Origin of the sequence: Streptomyces sp. CBMA291, from assembly GCF_014596525.1 — a bacterium.
Classification (GTDB): domain Bacteria; phylum Actinomycetota; class Actinomycetes; order Streptomycetales; family Streptomycetaceae; genus Streptomyces.
Map to the genome: position 1 here is coordinate 137,998 of NZ_MSJP01000105.1, position 14,220 is coordinate 152,217.

Consider the following 14,220-nt stretch of genomic DNA (forward strand, 5'->3'; position numbering starts at 1 on the left):
TTCCCGGCCCCGGACGGGGCCCTGTTCAGAGCTTGGCGCGGAGCCCCTCGGGATCGGTCACCGGCGCGTCGCAGACGAAGTGCCGGCAGACGTACGCGGCGGGGGCGCCGCCCACCAGCGGACGGCCCTCAAGCAGCGGGAACTCCTCGCCGCCGGGGGCGCCGAAGGCGAGGACGGCGCCGGGGGCGGTCGCCCGGAGCGCCGTACGGCGCAGCTCCCGGAACGCCTCGTCGTCGGGGGCGCCGACGACGGCGACCTCCCGGGGCCCGTCGAGCAGGGCCTCGGCGACGGCGAGCCCCCAGCCGATGAAGCGGGGCGCGCGGGGGCCGAGGGCCTTGACGACCCCGAGGGCTCCCTCGGCCGCCGCACGGTGGGCCTCGGACCCGGTGTGGGCCGCGTACGAGAGCAGCGCTCCGGCGGCGGCCGTCCAGCCGGAGGGGGTGGCGTTGTCCGTGGGGTCCTGCGGGCGGCGGATCAGGGGCTCGGCGTCGTGGGCCGTGTCGTAGAGCGCACCGCCCTCCCCGGTGAAGCGGTCCAGGACGATGTCGAGGAGGAACCCGGCGAACTCCAGCCAGGCGCCTTCGCCGGTGACGGAGGCGAGGGCGAGGAAGCCCTCGGCGACGTCGGCGTAGTCCTCCAGGACCCCCGCGTTGGCACCGGCCCGGCCGTCCCGTGAGGTACGGGACAGACGGGCGGACTCGTCCATGTGGACGCGGACGAGCAGATCGGCGGCCTCGGTCGCGCGGTCGACGAGGTCGGGGCGGTCGAAGAGGGCGCCGGTCTCGGCGAGGGCGGCGATCGCCAGACCGTTCCAGGCGGCGACGACCTTGTCGTCACGGCCGGGACGCTCGCGCTCGTCCCGGGCGGCGAGCAGCCGGGCCGTGATCGAGGCGATCCGCCCGGCGTCGGCCACGCCCGAGTCCTGAGGGAGCTGGAGGACCGAGCTGCCGTGCTCGAAGGTGCCGTCCTCGGTGACGCCGAAGTGGGCGGCGGCCACCGCGGCGTCCTCGGGACCGAGGACCTCGGCCAGCCGGGCCGGGGTCCACACGTAGTAGGCGCCCTCGACGTGCGCGCCGGTGCCGTCGTCGCTGTCGGCGTCGAGCGCGGAGGCGAACCCGCCCTCGGGGGTGCGCAGTTCACGGACCAGGAAGTCGGCGGTGTCCAGGGCGACCCGCCGGGCGAGGTCGCTGCCGGTGGCCTTCCACAGATGGGCGTACACCCGGCAGAGCAGGGCGTTGTCGTAGAGCATCTTCTCGAAATGGGGGACGACCCACTCGCGGTCCACGGCGTAGCGGGCGAACCCGCCGCCGAGCTGATCGTAGATACCGCCCCTGGCCATGGCCTCGCAGGTGTCGGCGGCCATCTGGAGAGCGCCCTCGGAGCCGGTACGGGCATGGTGGCGGAGCAGGAACTCCAGGACCATCGACGGCGGAAACTTCGGGGCACCGCCGAAACCGCCCCGTGCGGCGTCGTACTCGCGCGTGAGCCCGAGCAGCGCCTGCGCCAGCTCCTCCTCACCGGGAACCCCGTCGCCACCGCGCGCGAGGGACCGCCCGGCGAGATCCCGCACGATCCGCTCGGCGACCTCCCCGACCTCGTCCCGCCGCTCGTCCCAGGCGACCCGGACACCATCGAGCACCTCGGTGAAGGAGGGCATGCCGTGCCGGGGCTCGGGCGGAAAGTACGTACCGAAGTAGAAGGGAGCGGCATCAGGCGTAAGGAACACGGTCATCGGCCATCCCCCCTGCCCGGTGGCCGCCTGAACGGCCTCCATGTAGACCGCGTCGACGTCGGGCCTCTCCTCACGGTCCACCTTGACGGCGACGAAGTGCTCGTTGACCAGGGCGGCGGTGGCTTCGTCCTCGAAGGATTCGTGGGCCATGACGTGGCACCAGTGGCAGGAGCTGTAGCCGATGCTCAGGAGGACGGGCAGTCCCTTCTCGCGCGCCTCCGTGAAAGCCTCCGGCGACCAGGGCCACCAGTCGACGGGGTTGTCCGCGTGCTGAAGCAGATACGGCGAGGTCTCGTTCGCGAGGCGGTTCGGCATGACCCCATCCTCGCGCACCGGCCCGAGCCCTGCCCGTGCGCCACAGGCGACCTGGCTGAAGGGTGCTCCTCGGCGGTCGCCGCGTGTGCCTACGCCGAGGACGTACCCGCTGCGCTCCGGACCGCGGACCGGGCCCTCCAGTAGGCGGCGGTGTCCTGTCCGTTCTGCATCGCAGTGAACTCGCCGGTCCTCCGGGCGAGGGCGGCGGCTGGCGCCTCGCCCTCGATGCAGGACTCCAGAGCGATGCTCAGCGCACCACCGCTGAGGAACTCGGCGTACCCGCGTACGGACTCGACAATCATGAAACCGGCAGGATCGCCGTGTACCAGCGCGTTGCGGACGCGGCTCCGTCGCCCCTCCAAGACGATGCCCTGAGCGGCGTACCTCTCAAGCAGGGTCCGGTATCCGGCGTGATCGCTCACGCTGGAGAACATCAGGCTGATCCAGGCGCGCTCGTGCCGCGCGCGCCGAGCAGACCGAACACCTCGCCTGGTGCGAGTGCCGCGTACGCCGCGGGCGAGCGCCGAAGCAATGCGCGGACCGGGTACGAGGAGAGCCCGGTCGGCTGTTTCGGAAGGCTGTCGACCTCATGTGATCCGAATCGCGAAGGCTCTGGCTGCGCCAGCGGATCATTTCTTCACCTCCGCCATGTAATAGATGTTGTCGTACACTCTGGACATGAAGCCGACCCGCGCCGGGATCACCGAGAACATCTCCGTGTCCATGCCCACCGAGCTGGTCAGTGAGCTTCGCTCTCGCACCGGCCGCCGCGGGCTGTCCAGCTACATCACCGAGGCCGTCAGGCACCAGCTCGCCATGGACGGGCTCGCCGAGATCGTGGTGTCCCACGAGGAGGAGCACGGCGCGCTCACGGAGCAGGAGATCGAAGCCGCTCGTCGCGAGCTGTTCGGTGACGTGAACGCCGAGGGTGTCGAGCGGGGCGCCGCGTGAAGGAGCAGCCGGCCCGCTCGCTGGTGCTCGACTCCGAGGCGCTCTCCCTGCTGCTGCGCAACGACCGCAAGATGGCGGCTCGCATCGAAGCATCCCGGCAGGCTGGAGTTCCCGTCTTCGTGTCTGCGCTGACCATCGTCGAAGCCGCGCATGGGAAGACCGACCTGGCGCGCTTGAAGTGGCTGATCTCCCGGCTCCGGGTGGAACCCGTCAGCCAGGAGGACTCCCTGACCGCGGTGAGGTTGCTTCAGGATGCCGGCGGGCTACACGGGCACAAGTACGCGATCGACGCCCTCGTCGCCGCGCTCGCGCTTCGTGTGCCGGCTCCCGTGATCGTTCTGACCTCCGACCGTGACGACTGGTCGAAGCTCTGCGGGAAGCGCGTCATCATCAGGGATGTGTGAGCACCCTCGACCACTGGGTTTGCGAGTTCACTGACACCAGCGCCACGCGGAGTAGCCGACCGGCAGCAGGACGGGCACGTCGCGCCGTTTCGCTTCCTCGAACGCTTCGGGTCCCCACGGCCACCAGCCGACCGAGTTGTCGGCGTGCTGAAGCAGATACGGCGAGGTCAGCGCCTCCAACGCCACAACCGGCCGGCCCGGCTCCTTGCCAACGCCCTGGACGCCGCCGCGGGCCCGGACTGGAACGCCGACACGGACTTCGACGTCCGTTTACAGGACGTGCCGCTCACCAACCGCCGTCCGGACGTCACCGTCTACCGGGCGGACACCATCGACCTCACGCCCACCCGCCCCGCGCACGTCCTCCTGGTCGTCGAGGTCGTGTCGCCCGGCTCGGAGACCACCGACCGGATCGTGAAGGTGGACCAGTACGCCAAGGCGGGCATCCCCTTCTACTGGCGAGTCGAACAGGCCGCCACCGGTGTCCCGATCGTCTACACCCACGTCCTCGACCCCGCCACCAAGGCTTACCGGGACGGCGAGGTGTTCACCGGCGCCGTGAAGGCCGTCGCGCCATTTCCTGTCGCTGTCGATCTTGGCGTCCTGTAGGGGCAGCGAGAGGTCATCCGCCGTCGTTGCTTGACCGTTGGCCCACGCGTCGTTGTTCTTCGCGGGCCGATCGAGGCGGGCCGTCTCCGTTTCGGGAGAGTCCGTGGTGGTGAACTCGTCGCCGCGAGGCCGGTGTGAGGGCGACAGCGTGAATACCCGTCGGCAGGCGGCCCGTTCACGCGCCGGTGAGGGCCACCAGGGCCGTCAGACGGTTGTCGAGGGGGCCGGAGACCGTATGGACGGGGGCGCCCGCCGTGTGGAGGGTGTCCAGGAGAAGGCGGTCCGAGAGGACGCGGAAGTTCTCGGCGATGGGCGGTGTGCCGTCGTGCAGGGGGAACTCGACCGGGAGGTGGACGAAGACGTCGTACGAGGTGAGCGCGCGGTGCAGGAACTCGCGGCCCAGATGGTCGAGCACGGTGCGGTAGGGGTCGCCGTCGCCTCCGCCCGCCACCACGTCCCGTACGTCCGTGCCGGTGCCGGGGTGGAGGCCGACCGCGAGCCGGACCGTCGCGTAGACCCACTCGTGCAGGAGGGAACCGTCCGAGAGGAACCCCTTCGGGTACGCCGCCTCGGCCAGGAGCCGCTCGGCGTGACGGCGCACGACGAGCTGGACCAGTTCGGGCTCGGTGGCCTCCTCCAGCGAGGTGGGCCGGTGGCTGCCCACCGGGTCCCGCATGGGAGTGCCGTGGGCACCGGGCAGCCCGACGCGGGCCGTGGCGGCGCTGATCAGGGTGGTCTTTCCGGCTCCGTAGGCGCCGACGAGGGCGATCCTCACAGCAGTGCTCCCGGTGGGGTGGGATTCGGTTCGGGCAGAGGTACGGCGAGGGGGGAAGGCGCCTTCGGCAGCCGGTACCACCCGTGGTGGGCCGCGAGGCGGCGCAGGTGCGGGTCGTCACCGACGATCACGGCGCGCTCGGTCAGGGCGAGCATCGGCGCGTCGGAGACGTGGTCCCCGTAGGCGATCGAGGAGGCCAGGTCGATGCGGTGGGCTGCGGCCAGCTCCCGTACGGCCGCCGACTTGGCGTCGCCGATCATCGGCTGGTGCGGGCGATCGGGCAGCCTGCCGGTGTACAGGCGCGAGACCGGATCGATCTCGGGCTCGGTGCACAGCAGGTGATGGGCGCCGATGTGCTCCACGAGGGGCAGCAGCACGGCGGGGAACGAACCGGAGACCAGGACGATTCGGTAGCCGTCCCGGCGGTGGGCCCGCAGCGCTTCCAGGACGGGTTCGTGGAAGAAGCCGCCCCCGGCCACCTCGGCGAGGAACCACGCCTCGGCCAGTCTCGTGATCTCGACGGCGGGCGCTCCGGTCAGCAGCCGGAAGTAGGCGCGGTTGGTCTCCTCACGGCTGATCCCGGCCGTCGTCATGGCCTTCAGGCGCCGGCGGGCGTGCACGGCCTCGTGCGGGGGCCGTCCCCGGGCCGCGTACCAGTAGACGAGGAAGCGGAGGATCGCGGTGCCGCGGGTCAGAGTGTCGTCGACGTCGAAGAAGGCGGCGGGGCGGTGATCGGCGGAGGCCATGTCGGAGCCATCCCTGAGGAGGAGTGCGGTCGGCCCCGGCCGGGGCCGACCGCACTGCGGGCGGAGGGGGTGGACGAGAGACCCCGAGGTCAGGCGGCGGCGCCCTTCGCCACCAGCAGCTCGGCGACGCCGAGGGCCGTACCGGCCTCCTGGAGTTCGTCGTCGGCGACCTCCACGCCGTACTGGCGGCTGAGGTCCACCGCGACCTCGACGAGGATGAGCGAATCGAAGCCGATGCTCTCGAAATCCGTGTCGACGGAGGTGGTTTCGGCGGGGGCCTCGTACTTCTCGACGAGGAGGGTCAGGACCACGTCGGCGAGGGAGGCGGCGGATGCGGATGTGACGGAGTTGCTCATGGAACTGTGTGTCCTCTCCGAGGGTTCGGGGTGGTGTGGTGCACGGTTCCCGTGCCGAGTGCGCGGTGCTTCCGCGGGGTTCGGCACGTTTGGACGCTGCGCGTGGGCTGTGGGACGCCCCGGGCCGCGGCCCTGCCCGGCGGCGGTGGTGCGCCGGGCAGGGCGGTGCGGGACGCGCGACGGTACTGGTGCGCAGGGGAAAGCCGGGTCGCGGGCGCGTGGTGGGCATCGGGCCGCACCCGGGACGCCTGATCAGACCGGGACGACGTCCGGCCAGATCAGGGCGGCGGAACCCCAGGTCAGGCCGCCGCCGAAGGCGGTGAGCAACAGGCGGTCGCCGGTCTTGAACTTCCCCTCCGCAGCCGCGTCGGCCAGAGCCAGGGGAATGGACGCGGCAGAGGTGTTGCCGACCTTGTCGATGTTGGTGACGGCCCGCTCGGCCTCGATGCCGATCTGCTCCGCCACGGAGCGCAGGATCCGGAGATTGGCCTGGTGGCCGACGAGGTACTCCACCTCGTCGCTGCTCCAGCCGACGTTCTCCAGCAGGGCGAGCGAGGACTCCGACATGCGGCGGACCGCGTGGGCGAACACCTTCTTGCCCTGCATGGTGAAGTAGTGGTCCTCGGCGGTCGTCGGCACGTCGCCGGAGCGCTGCCGGGAGCCGCCCGCGGGGATCTTGATGAGGTCCCTTCCGGCGCCGTCGCTGCCCAGGTCGAAGCCGAGCAGCCGGCCCGGCTCCTCCGCGGTGCCCCGGCTCAGCACGACCGCCCCGGCTCCGTCGCCGAAGATCACCGACGTGGTGCGGTCGTTCGGGCTGAGGATGGTCGAGTAGGTCTCGGCCCCGATGACGAGCGCCCGCTCGACCCGGCCCGCCACGATGGCGTTGGCGGCGGCTTCGAGGGCGTAGACGAATCCGGAGCACACGGCGGCGATGTCGTAGGCCGCGGCGTGTCCGAGCCCCAGCCGCGCGGCGACGTCGGGCGCGGTGGCGGGGCAGGGGTGGTCGGGTGTGGTGGTGGCGACGACGAGCAGGCCGACCTCGGCTCCTTCGCCGAGTCCGGCGGACTTCAGGGCCGCGCGGCCCGCCTCGGTGGCCAGGTCACCGGTGGACTGGCCGGGCGGGGCCCAGTACCGTTCCCGGATTCCGGTGCGGGTGGTGATCCACTCGTCGGAGGTGTCGAAAGTGGTGGCGAGTTCGGCATTGGTGATTCGTCGGGACGGCAGATGCGTGCCGAGCCCGCGCAGGACTGCGTGCGGCATGGGTATCCCCCGGTTTCTTCTGGGTGGTGTCCGGTTCTGTGTGTCCTCGCTGTGGTGGTTCCGGTCTCCGGCAGGGGTGCGCGGGGATGCGGCCGTGCGGGGCCGCCGGAGTTCAGTCGGCGGCGCGGACGAGTTCCGAGCTGGTGTCGATGAGCGCGTACTCCGCCTGGGCCAGCTCGATCGCCTCGTCGATGCTCACCACGGGCTTGAAGCCGTAGACGTCGATGATCTTCTGGAGCCGCTCGGGTACGGAGCCGCCCACCGAGTGGTACGGGATGTTCAGCTCGTCCAGGGTCCTGAGCATCAGCTCGTCCGCGAGGGACCGGAAGCGCTCGTTGACCGGGCGGTGGCCGTCCGGAACCAGCGGGAACTCGATGGGCAGGTGGACGAAGGAGTCGTAGGTGGCACGGGCGTGCTGCTTGGCGGGCACCGCCATCTGCTCCAGGACCTTGCCGTAGAAGCCGATCTCCTCGGTGACCTCGATGCTGTCCAGGTTCACCGACTCGTTGGGGTTGATGCCGACCAGCACGCGGACGGTGCCGTACGCCCACTCGTGCAGGGACGATCCGTCGGAGACGAAACCGTCGGGCAGGTGGGACTCGTTGACCGCGCGCTCCTGGTTGCGCCGCATGATCAGCATGATCAGCTCGGGCGGGGTGCACTCCTCCAGCGTCTTGCCGGGGATGGAGATGGGCAGCAGTTCCCGCATGGTCTTGGCCGAGGACCGCGGCAGGCCGACCAGATGCGAGACGGCCATGGTGGTCAGGGTCTTGCCGACGGAGTAGGTGCCTGCGATGGCGAGCTTCACGAGATGTCTCCTGTGATGATCGGGGCGCTCGGCTCCGGTGCGCGAACGCCGTGGGTCGGGAAGAGGTTCGGGACGCCTACCGCGGCAGCCGGTGAACCACCGAGCAGACCACGGAGATGTCGGCGAGCTGCGCGGCGATGTCCGCCCGCCGCCAGGTCTCGCCGAGGTGGTTGTGGAGCAGGACGGAATCCCGCAGCTCGGCCCGCATGGGCAGCGGTCCGCCGTCGGCGGTCGCGCGCGGCCGGTGCGGCGTGGTCGCCTCCAGCAGGGTGCTGCGCATCCACAGGGTGTCCGAGTCGGCGCGGGGGACCTGGTCCAGCTCGTAGAGCAGTACCTGACCGATCTGGAGCGCCGTCACGAACGCGTCCACCAGGTGCACGGACGGCTGCTGCTCGCCTTCCATGCCGTCGAGCGTGCCCTCCGGCCCGCCGGTGAGCCGGACGTCCGCGGTGGTGACGCTGCTGCCGGGCCGGACCTGCATGCTCTCGACGCGCTGGACACCGAGCCTGCGGGTGTCGCCGTAGCCGCCGTCACGGACGACGGGCGCGGTGCGGGGCCGGGCGCCCGGGACGTCCGGGTGGTCGGCCTCCAGTCGGATGCGCAGGGTGCCGACGGTGGCCTCGACGGCGGTCCGCGCGCGGCCCGGCCGGGGAGAGGACAGCCGTCCGGCCAGCTGCGCGGAGACCGGGAAGCCGGTCAGGTCGTCCTCCACCGGCCGGTTCCCGGCCTTGATGCGGACCCGTGCGAGCCAGACGGTGGCGAGTTCCCGCTCGGTCAGTCCCAGGTGACTCGTGAGGAGGGCCTCCGTCAGCTGGGCCCCGAGCAGCAGAACGTCGACGGTGGAGAGGTGCGGCCTCTGGTCGGTGTCGCCCTTGCGGGACCAGTCGCTCGGATACTCGACCTGCGCGGTGGCGGCCAGCCGGGGTGCGTCCGAGGCCGCACCGTCCGGCTCCGGCAGGTGGAAGTCGGTGAGGCGGTGCCGGGAGCGCTTGTAACCCTCGCCGAAGAACCGGCGTTCGGGCGCGCCCAGATAGTCGGAGATGTTCGGAAGGTAGGGGGAGGCGACGGCCGGAACGGACGAGGCGGACTGAGCAGGCATCGGGTTCCTTCCCTGTGGTCGGGACGTGGCTTCGGGCGGTGCGCCCGGATCCTGCGCTCGGTACGGGCGCCGGGCCGGACGGCTGTGGGGCGCGGCCCCGCGCCCGGGTGGACCCGGCCGGCGCGGCACCGGCTACGGCACTGCCGCGAGGCTGGGCCCCACCGCGTCGTCGGCCGCGGTCGCCCCGGCGGACGCCGCGGGCCTCGCCCTTCGGAGCAGGAGGCTGATGACGAGGGCTCCGGCGAGTACAAGCAGGCCGTCGACGAGGATGCCGAAGGTGGTGCCGTCCAGGACCCCCGCGGCGGAGGCGACGCCGCCGTCCGGATCCCCGTACCGCGAGGCGGCGACCGCCGACATCACCGGGATGCCGAGCGTGAAGCCGATCCGCCGGGTCATGGCGGCCAGGCCGGTGGCCAGGCCCTGCTCCCGGTCCTCGATGCCGGAGGTGGAGACGACGGTGTACGAGACGATCGCCAGGACGTGGCCGAATCCGCCGACGAACGTGGCGAACAGGACGGCGGCGACCAGCAGGGTGGCCCAGGTCCGCGCGGAGTCCCAGCCCTCGCGCTCGGCGCTGGTGATGCCGTACACGAAGGCGAGCAGGCCCGCGGTGACGGTGATCGAACCGGGGACGTCCAGCTTGGGACGGTCCTCGGCGACCGCGTTGCCGATCACCAGCACGCCGCCGGCGAACAGGGCGATGCCGACCGGGACGTTGATGAAGAAGTCCCAGCGCCAGGAGAGCAGGTCGGTGAGCACACCGCCGAGGACCGCGCCGCCGGCGAATCCGAGGGAGAGCAGCGCCCCGTTCAGCCCGAGCGCCTTGGTGCGCAGCGGGCCTTCCGGGAAGCTGGTGGTGATCAGCGCCATGCCGGACGGCGTCACGATGGCAGTGGCGAGTCCCTGCAACACCCGGGCCGTGATCATCAGTTCGGGACTGTCGGCCAGGCCGCCGAGCAACGAGGAGACCGTCAGCAGGGCCATGCCGACGAGGAAGAGCTTCTTCCGGCCGATCAGGTCACCGATGCGTCCGAAGAGGAGCATGAGGCCCGCAGCGGTCAGCGCGAAGGCGGTGGAGATCCACTGAAGGCTGCCGATCCCGAACCCGAGGTCCGAGCCGGTCTCCGGCAGCGCCACCGTGAGGAGGGAGAAGTCGACGGCGAACAGGAACTGCGCGCCCGACAGGACGATGAGGACCGTCTTCTGCTTCCCTGTCATGGACAGTTCTGTGGAGTGTGTCTTCGGCATAGGCAGAAGCCTCACGGCGATCGTCCTCACCAAACAGTGCGCGCTCAACATATTGGTCCCCCCAACAGGCTCGGCCCGGCCCCGGCGCCGTCCCCGCACGCACGGCGGACCAGGACGTCCCGTGTCCCCGCCCGTCGGCCGCGCGATCGGCGCCTCCCCCGCCGGGCCGTCCCGCGTCGCGCCCCCGGCGGGTGCGCGACGGCCTGCCGGCCGGCCCCTGGCTCACTCCACGGGCTGCCAGGCGTACCCGTCGCCCGCGGCCTCCACCCGGCCGAAGACGACGTCGGCGAAGTGCCCCGCATAGCAGACGGTGCCGGGCCGGGCGGCCTCCTCCAGTACGGCCCGGCGTGTGCGGACCGCCTCCTCGCCCTCGCCGTCGAAGAAGACCCGCCACTCGGGGTGCGCCGTCTGCGCGGGAGAGTGCATGACGTCCCCGAGCACCAGGACCCGGTGGACGCCGTCGTCCCCGGACCGCCCGTCGGCCACCTCCACCACGTACCCCGCGTGACCGCTGGTGTGCCCTGGCCACTCCCGCAGCCTGACGCCGGGAAACACCTCGGCGCCGTCGGCGGGCGTCCGCACCCGGCCGGCGAGTCCCGCAGGCAGCAGGCTGCCCCGCTCCCGCCACTCGGCGGTGGTCATCACGAAGGAGACGGCGCCGAGGAAGTGCGCTCCGTCGGCCGCCTGCACCCAGCCGATGTGATCGTCGTGCAGATGTGTGAAGGCGACCGTGTCCACGGCTTCCGAGGGAACCCCTGCGGTACGGAGCTGGTTCATCAGGTCACCGCCCGCGAGCGCGCCGAGCGCGGGATGCGTCTGCGCCGCCGCCAGACGCCGTGGGCCGAATCCGGCGTCGATCAGCAGGGCGCGGCCCTGGTGCTCGACCAGCAGGCCCCCCACCGAGGCGACCAGCGAACCGTCCGGCCCCCGGTAGGGGGCCAGCCCGGCGAGGTCGTCGGGGCCCAGGCCGGTGAACCAGCCCTCGGGCCTCAACTGGACGAGCCCGTCGGGAACATGGGTCAACCGCCAGTCCCCGAAGGTGAGCGAACGCGGCGGCGAGGGACGGGTCAGCCGCTCCAGCGGCAGTACAGCAGACATGGCCAGGCCACTTTCGGCAGGGATGACGGGAACGGGAACCGAGGCGACGACGCGACGACGCGGCACAGGGCGGAGAAGGGGGCGAGAGGGGTGGAGAAGGCGGGGACCGGGTCGCCCGCCGGATCGGGCGGGCGACCCGGTTCTCAGGCGGATCGGGCGGGCGACCCGGTTCTCAGGCGGATCGGGCGGGCGACCCGGTTCTCAGGCGGATCGGGCGGGCGACCCGGTTCTCAGGCCGCTGCGCTTCTCACGTCCCGCTCCAGGCCGAGCAGCGGAAGAGCGCGCTCGGCACGGGTGCCGGGGACGGCCATGAAGACGGTGAGCCGCAGGCCCAGTCTCGGGGTGAAGTCCAGCGTCGTCCGCCGCAGCGACAGCTCACCGGCGCGCGGATGCTGGAGCAGGTCGATGCCGCAGGAGTCCTCGCGGACCTCCTGCGCGCTCCACAGCTTCGCGAACCGGTCGCTGCGCGCGAGCAGCCGGTCCACCATCGCCTCCAGCAACCGGTCGCCGGAGTGGTTCGCGGTGTGCGCGCGGAACCGCGCCACCATCGTGGGGGCGTCCTGCTCCCACTCCGCGTACCGGGTGCGTGTCTGCGGGTTGAGGAAGAAGTCCTCCATCAGGTTGCCGCAGCCGGATTCCAGCGCCAGCAGTTCGCGGGCGGCGGCGTTCGCCACCACCACGTTCCACAACCGGTCGGCGATGTAAGCCGGGTTGGGCAGCCAGTTGTCGACGAAGGGCATGAAGGTCTCCCCGTCCGGCTGGGACGAGAGAGCGAAGTGGGACGAGCCCAGACCGGCGAGCCTCCACACGTACTGCCGCTGGGTGTCGTCGAGGCTGAGGACCCGGGAGATCGCGCCGAGCACCTCGGCGGACACGTTCTCGGCCCTGCCCTGCTCGATCCAGGTGTACCAGGACACTCCCACACCGGCCAGGAGCGCCACTTCCTCACGGCGCAGGCCCGGCGTCCTGCGCACACCCGCTCTCGGCAGACCCACCTCGGCGGGGTTCACCTCCGCCCGGCGAGCCTTCAAGAACTGTCCGATTTCCTTTAATTGACGGCCGGTCGGCATGTTTCCCCGCTCCCTTGTCCACCCATAGACGCTGAGATGTACGCCACCCTACGCACCTGGCCCCCGGCCGCACTTGGCACGTGACGGGATCCGCGCACGCTCGCCTGATCCCCGACTCGGTTGTCCAGAAAGGGACTTGAGGCGCTTCGTGGTCATGCGCCAGCACAGCGCACCGCGCCGTCGTCCCTGGTCCGGGCCAAACTACGGCTCGTGGGTGGCCATCATGGTGGCGATGGCTTCCACGTGTGCGGCCAGCCTCCGCCGACGTTCCAAAGTGCGGCTTAGGCCGTCTCCTCCGGATCGCGCCGGACCTGCGCACCGAACCGGGTCGAGGGCCCGCTCCGGGGGCTGCTGCCGGACGGCGGTCCGGGCGGCGGTCCGGGCGGCGGTCCGGGCGGCGGTCCGGGCGTCCGTTCCGTACGACGCCCCACCGCCGACGTCCCACCGCCGACGCCCCGCCACGGGCATGCCGCCACCGACGTGCCGTCGCCGACATGCCGCCGGGCGCGCCGCCGTTAGAGCGGCTTTAGGCGGCCCCTCGACGATGGCGCGACCGGCGACACGACGCCGGGCAGTGCGGCGGCGGTTCGGCGTCACCTCCTCGCCCTCCGTTCCTTCGCGCCCCGGTCTCCGTTCTCCGGTCTCCGGTCCCCCGGAAGTCGTCGAGCGCATCGGGCCCGCCTACTCCGTCCGGCGGGCACAGAGCCCGGGAGGGCTGAACACATGACCACCGTCCATGGATCCGCCTCCGGAACCGTCCCGCCCTGCCTGCTGCCGAGCCAGCCGCTGCCCGACAGCGCGTCGATTCGACTGCTGTGTTTCCACCACGCGGGCGGCGCCGCCTCCTCCTTCGCTCCCTGGCAGGCCGGGCTCGGGCCGGACGTCACCGTGATACCCGTACAGCTGCCCGGCCGGGAGCGCCGGATGCGTGAGCCTCGGTTCCGGGACTTCGGGCGACTGCTGGACGAGTTGGACGAGCAGCTCGATCCCCTGCTGGACCAGCACTACGCGGTGTACGGGCACAGCCTGGGCGGCCTGATCGCGCACGAGCTGACCCGACGACGGGTGACGACGGGCCGGCGCGCACCGGAGGTGCTGATGGTGGGGGCTTGCGCACCGCCGCACCTGCCGCGCACGGCCGTGGCCCCGCGGACCGCATCGGACCACGAACTGGGCTCGTGGATGGGAGAGTTGAACGGGGTTCCCGCCACGGCCCCGGTGCGCCCGCAGTGGTTCCTCCGGTGCGTCGACCGGCTGCGGGACGACCTGGGCCTGGCGCACAGCCATCCGCGTCGTCCCGTCGTTCCGCTGCCCGTGCCGATACGGGTGCTGGCGGCGGCGCACGATCCGCTCCTCCCGCCCGAGCAGGCCCGGGAGTGGGCCTGGCACACCACCGGCGACTTCCAGGTGCACACCGTGCCGGGCGGCCACTTCTTCCACCGGGAGCACCCCGAGGCCACGTTGCGGGTGATCGCGCGGCTGCTCCCGGTCGCGGCGGGGCGCTCCGGGGCCGAAGGACGGGCCTGGATTTCCGCGGTGTAAAAGCGGTGCTTCACCCACCGGCCGGAAACCAAGAACTGGTCAAGAAACATGGGCAGGACATCCCCATTTCGCACGCTGTGGATTGTCTGCACCCCTGAACACTTCCCCACCATTCACATAGCGGTGGTTATCTTGAGACCGTCCCGCACATTCTGACGGGTGCACGACGGCTGCCACGGAACATCGTCGCACCGTCGCCGGAGCGTC

At 71.6% G+C, this 14,220-nt stretch carries 14 protein-coding genes and 2 pseudogenes; 4 read left to right on the forward strand and 12 right to left on the reverse strand.

From position 1 onward, the window contains the following. Positions 1-25 precede the first annotated feature (25 nt). Positions 26-2,047 carry a thioredoxin domain-containing protein gene (locus BU197_RS25725; RefSeq protein ID WP_188270689.1) on the reverse strand — a complete coding sequence of 674 codons (2,022 nt, stop codon included), beginning with the start codon at positions 2,045-2,047 and terminating at the stop codon, positions 26-28. An 89-nt stretch (positions 2,048-2,136) separates the two neighbouring features. Further along, the gene (locus BU197_RS25730) at positions 2,137-2,469 is read right to left on the reverse strand and encodes a hypothetical protein (RefSeq protein WP_188270690.1); all 333 of its coding nucleotides are present in this window, start codon (positions 2,467-2,469) and stop codon (positions 2,137-2,139) included. A gap of 256 nt (positions 2,470-2,725) precedes the next feature. Here BU197_RS25730 and BU197_RS25735 point away from each other — a divergent pair, with 256 nt between their 5' ends. Together BU197_RS25735 and BU197_RS25740 are read left to right on the forward strand one after the other, a co-directional pair. Further along, positions 2,726-2,998, forward strand: a complete 273-nt coding sequence (locus tag BU197_RS25735; RefSeq protein ID WP_188270691.1) for a hypothetical protein — start codon at positions 2,726-2,728, stop codon at positions 2,996-2,998. Beyond that, entirely contained in the window at positions 2,995-3,402 is a 408-nt protein-coding gene (locus BU197_RS25740; RefSeq protein ID WP_188270692.1) for a type II toxin-antitoxin system VapC family toxin, read from the forward strand. The genes BU197_RS25735 and BU197_RS25740 overlap by 4 nt, the downstream gene beginning before the upstream one ends. Before the next feature lie 33 nt (positions 3,403-3,435). On the opposite strand, the pseudogene BU197_RS25745 reads toward BU197_RS25740, so the two are convergent. Continuing rightward, a pseudogene (locus BU197_RS25745) lies at positions 3,436-3,588 on the reverse strand (DUF255 domain-containing protein); the annotation flags it as partial. Here BU197_RS25745 and BU197_RS25750 point away from each other — a divergent pair. Further along, a pseudogene (locus BU197_RS25750) lies at positions 3,580-4,011 on the forward strand (Uma2 family endonuclease); the annotation flags it as partial. The pseudogenes BU197_RS25745 and BU197_RS25750 overlap by 9 nt on opposite strands. A gap of 175 nt (positions 4,012-4,186) precedes the next feature. On the opposite strand, the gene BU197_RS25755 reads toward BU197_RS25750, so the two are convergent. The 9 genes from BU197_RS25755 to BU197_RS25795 all read right to left on the reverse strand — a co-directional run bounded on the left by BU197_RS25755 (position 4,187) and on the right by BU197_RS25795 (position 12,471). After that, positions 4,187-4,786, reverse strand: coding sequence for an AAA family ATPase (locus BU197_RS25755; RefSeq protein ID WP_188270693.1), 600 nt, complete (start codon positions 4,784-4,786; stop codon positions 4,187-4,189). Continuing rightward, the gene (locus BU197_RS25760; RefSeq protein ID WP_188270694.1) at positions 4,783-5,532 is read right to left on the reverse strand and encodes an HAD family hydrolase; all 750 of its coding nucleotides are present in this window, start codon (positions 5,530-5,532) and stop codon (positions 4,783-4,785) included. The genes BU197_RS25755 and BU197_RS25760 overlap by 4 nt, the downstream gene beginning before the upstream one ends. 89 nt (positions 5,533-5,621) lie before the next feature. Next, complete coding sequence (locus BU197_RS25765; RefSeq protein WP_188270695.1) at positions 5,622-5,888, reverse strand: acyl carrier protein; 267 nt, start codon at positions 5,886-5,888, stop codon at positions 5,622-5,624. Between the two features lie 252 nt (positions 5,889-6,140). Further along, entirely contained in the window at positions 6,141-7,148 is a 1,008-nt protein-coding gene (locus BU197_RS25770) for a beta-ketoacyl-ACP synthase III (protein ID WP_188270696.1), read from the reverse strand. Between the two features lie 112 nt (positions 7,149-7,260). Beyond that, the gene (locus tag BU197_RS25775; RefSeq protein ID WP_188270697.1) at positions 7,261-7,956 is read right to left on the reverse strand and encodes an AAA family ATPase; all 696 of its coding nucleotides are present in this window, start codon (positions 7,954-7,956) and stop codon (positions 7,261-7,263) included. A 76-nt stretch (positions 7,957-8,032) separates the two neighbouring features. Beyond that, positions 8,033-9,055 carry an AvrD family protein gene (locus BU197_RS25780; protein ID WP_188270698.1) on the reverse strand — a complete coding sequence of 341 codons (1,023 nt, stop codon included), beginning with the start codon at positions 9,053-9,055 and terminating at the stop codon, positions 8,033-8,035. Between the two features lie 132 nt (positions 9,056-9,187). Further along, on the reverse strand, positions 9,188-10,273 hold the full coding sequence (locus BU197_RS25785; RefSeq protein WP_188270699.1) for an MFS transporter: 1,086 nt from the start codon (positions 10,271-10,273) through the stop codon (positions 9,188-9,190). 252 nt (positions 10,274-10,525) lie between these two features. Continuing rightward, positions 10,526-11,401 carry an MBL fold metallo-hydrolase gene (locus tag BU197_RS25790; protein WP_188270700.1) on the reverse strand — a complete coding sequence of 292 codons (876 nt, stop codon included), beginning with the start codon at positions 11,399-11,401 and terminating at the stop codon, positions 10,526-10,528. 230 nt (positions 11,402-11,631) lie between these two features. Beyond that, a complete protein-coding gene (locus BU197_RS25795) occupies positions 11,632-12,471 on the reverse strand; it encodes a helix-turn-helix domain-containing protein (RefSeq protein WP_223182833.1) in 840 nt (279 codons plus the stop codon). Positions 12,472-13,194: 723 nt separating this feature from the next. On the opposite strand from BU197_RS25795, the gene BU197_RS25800 reads away from it, so the two are divergent. After that, entirely contained in the window at positions 13,195-14,013 is an 819-nt protein-coding gene (locus tag BU197_RS25800) for a thioesterase II family protein (protein WP_188270702.1), read from the forward strand. Positions 14,014-14,220 lie beyond the last annotated feature (207 nt).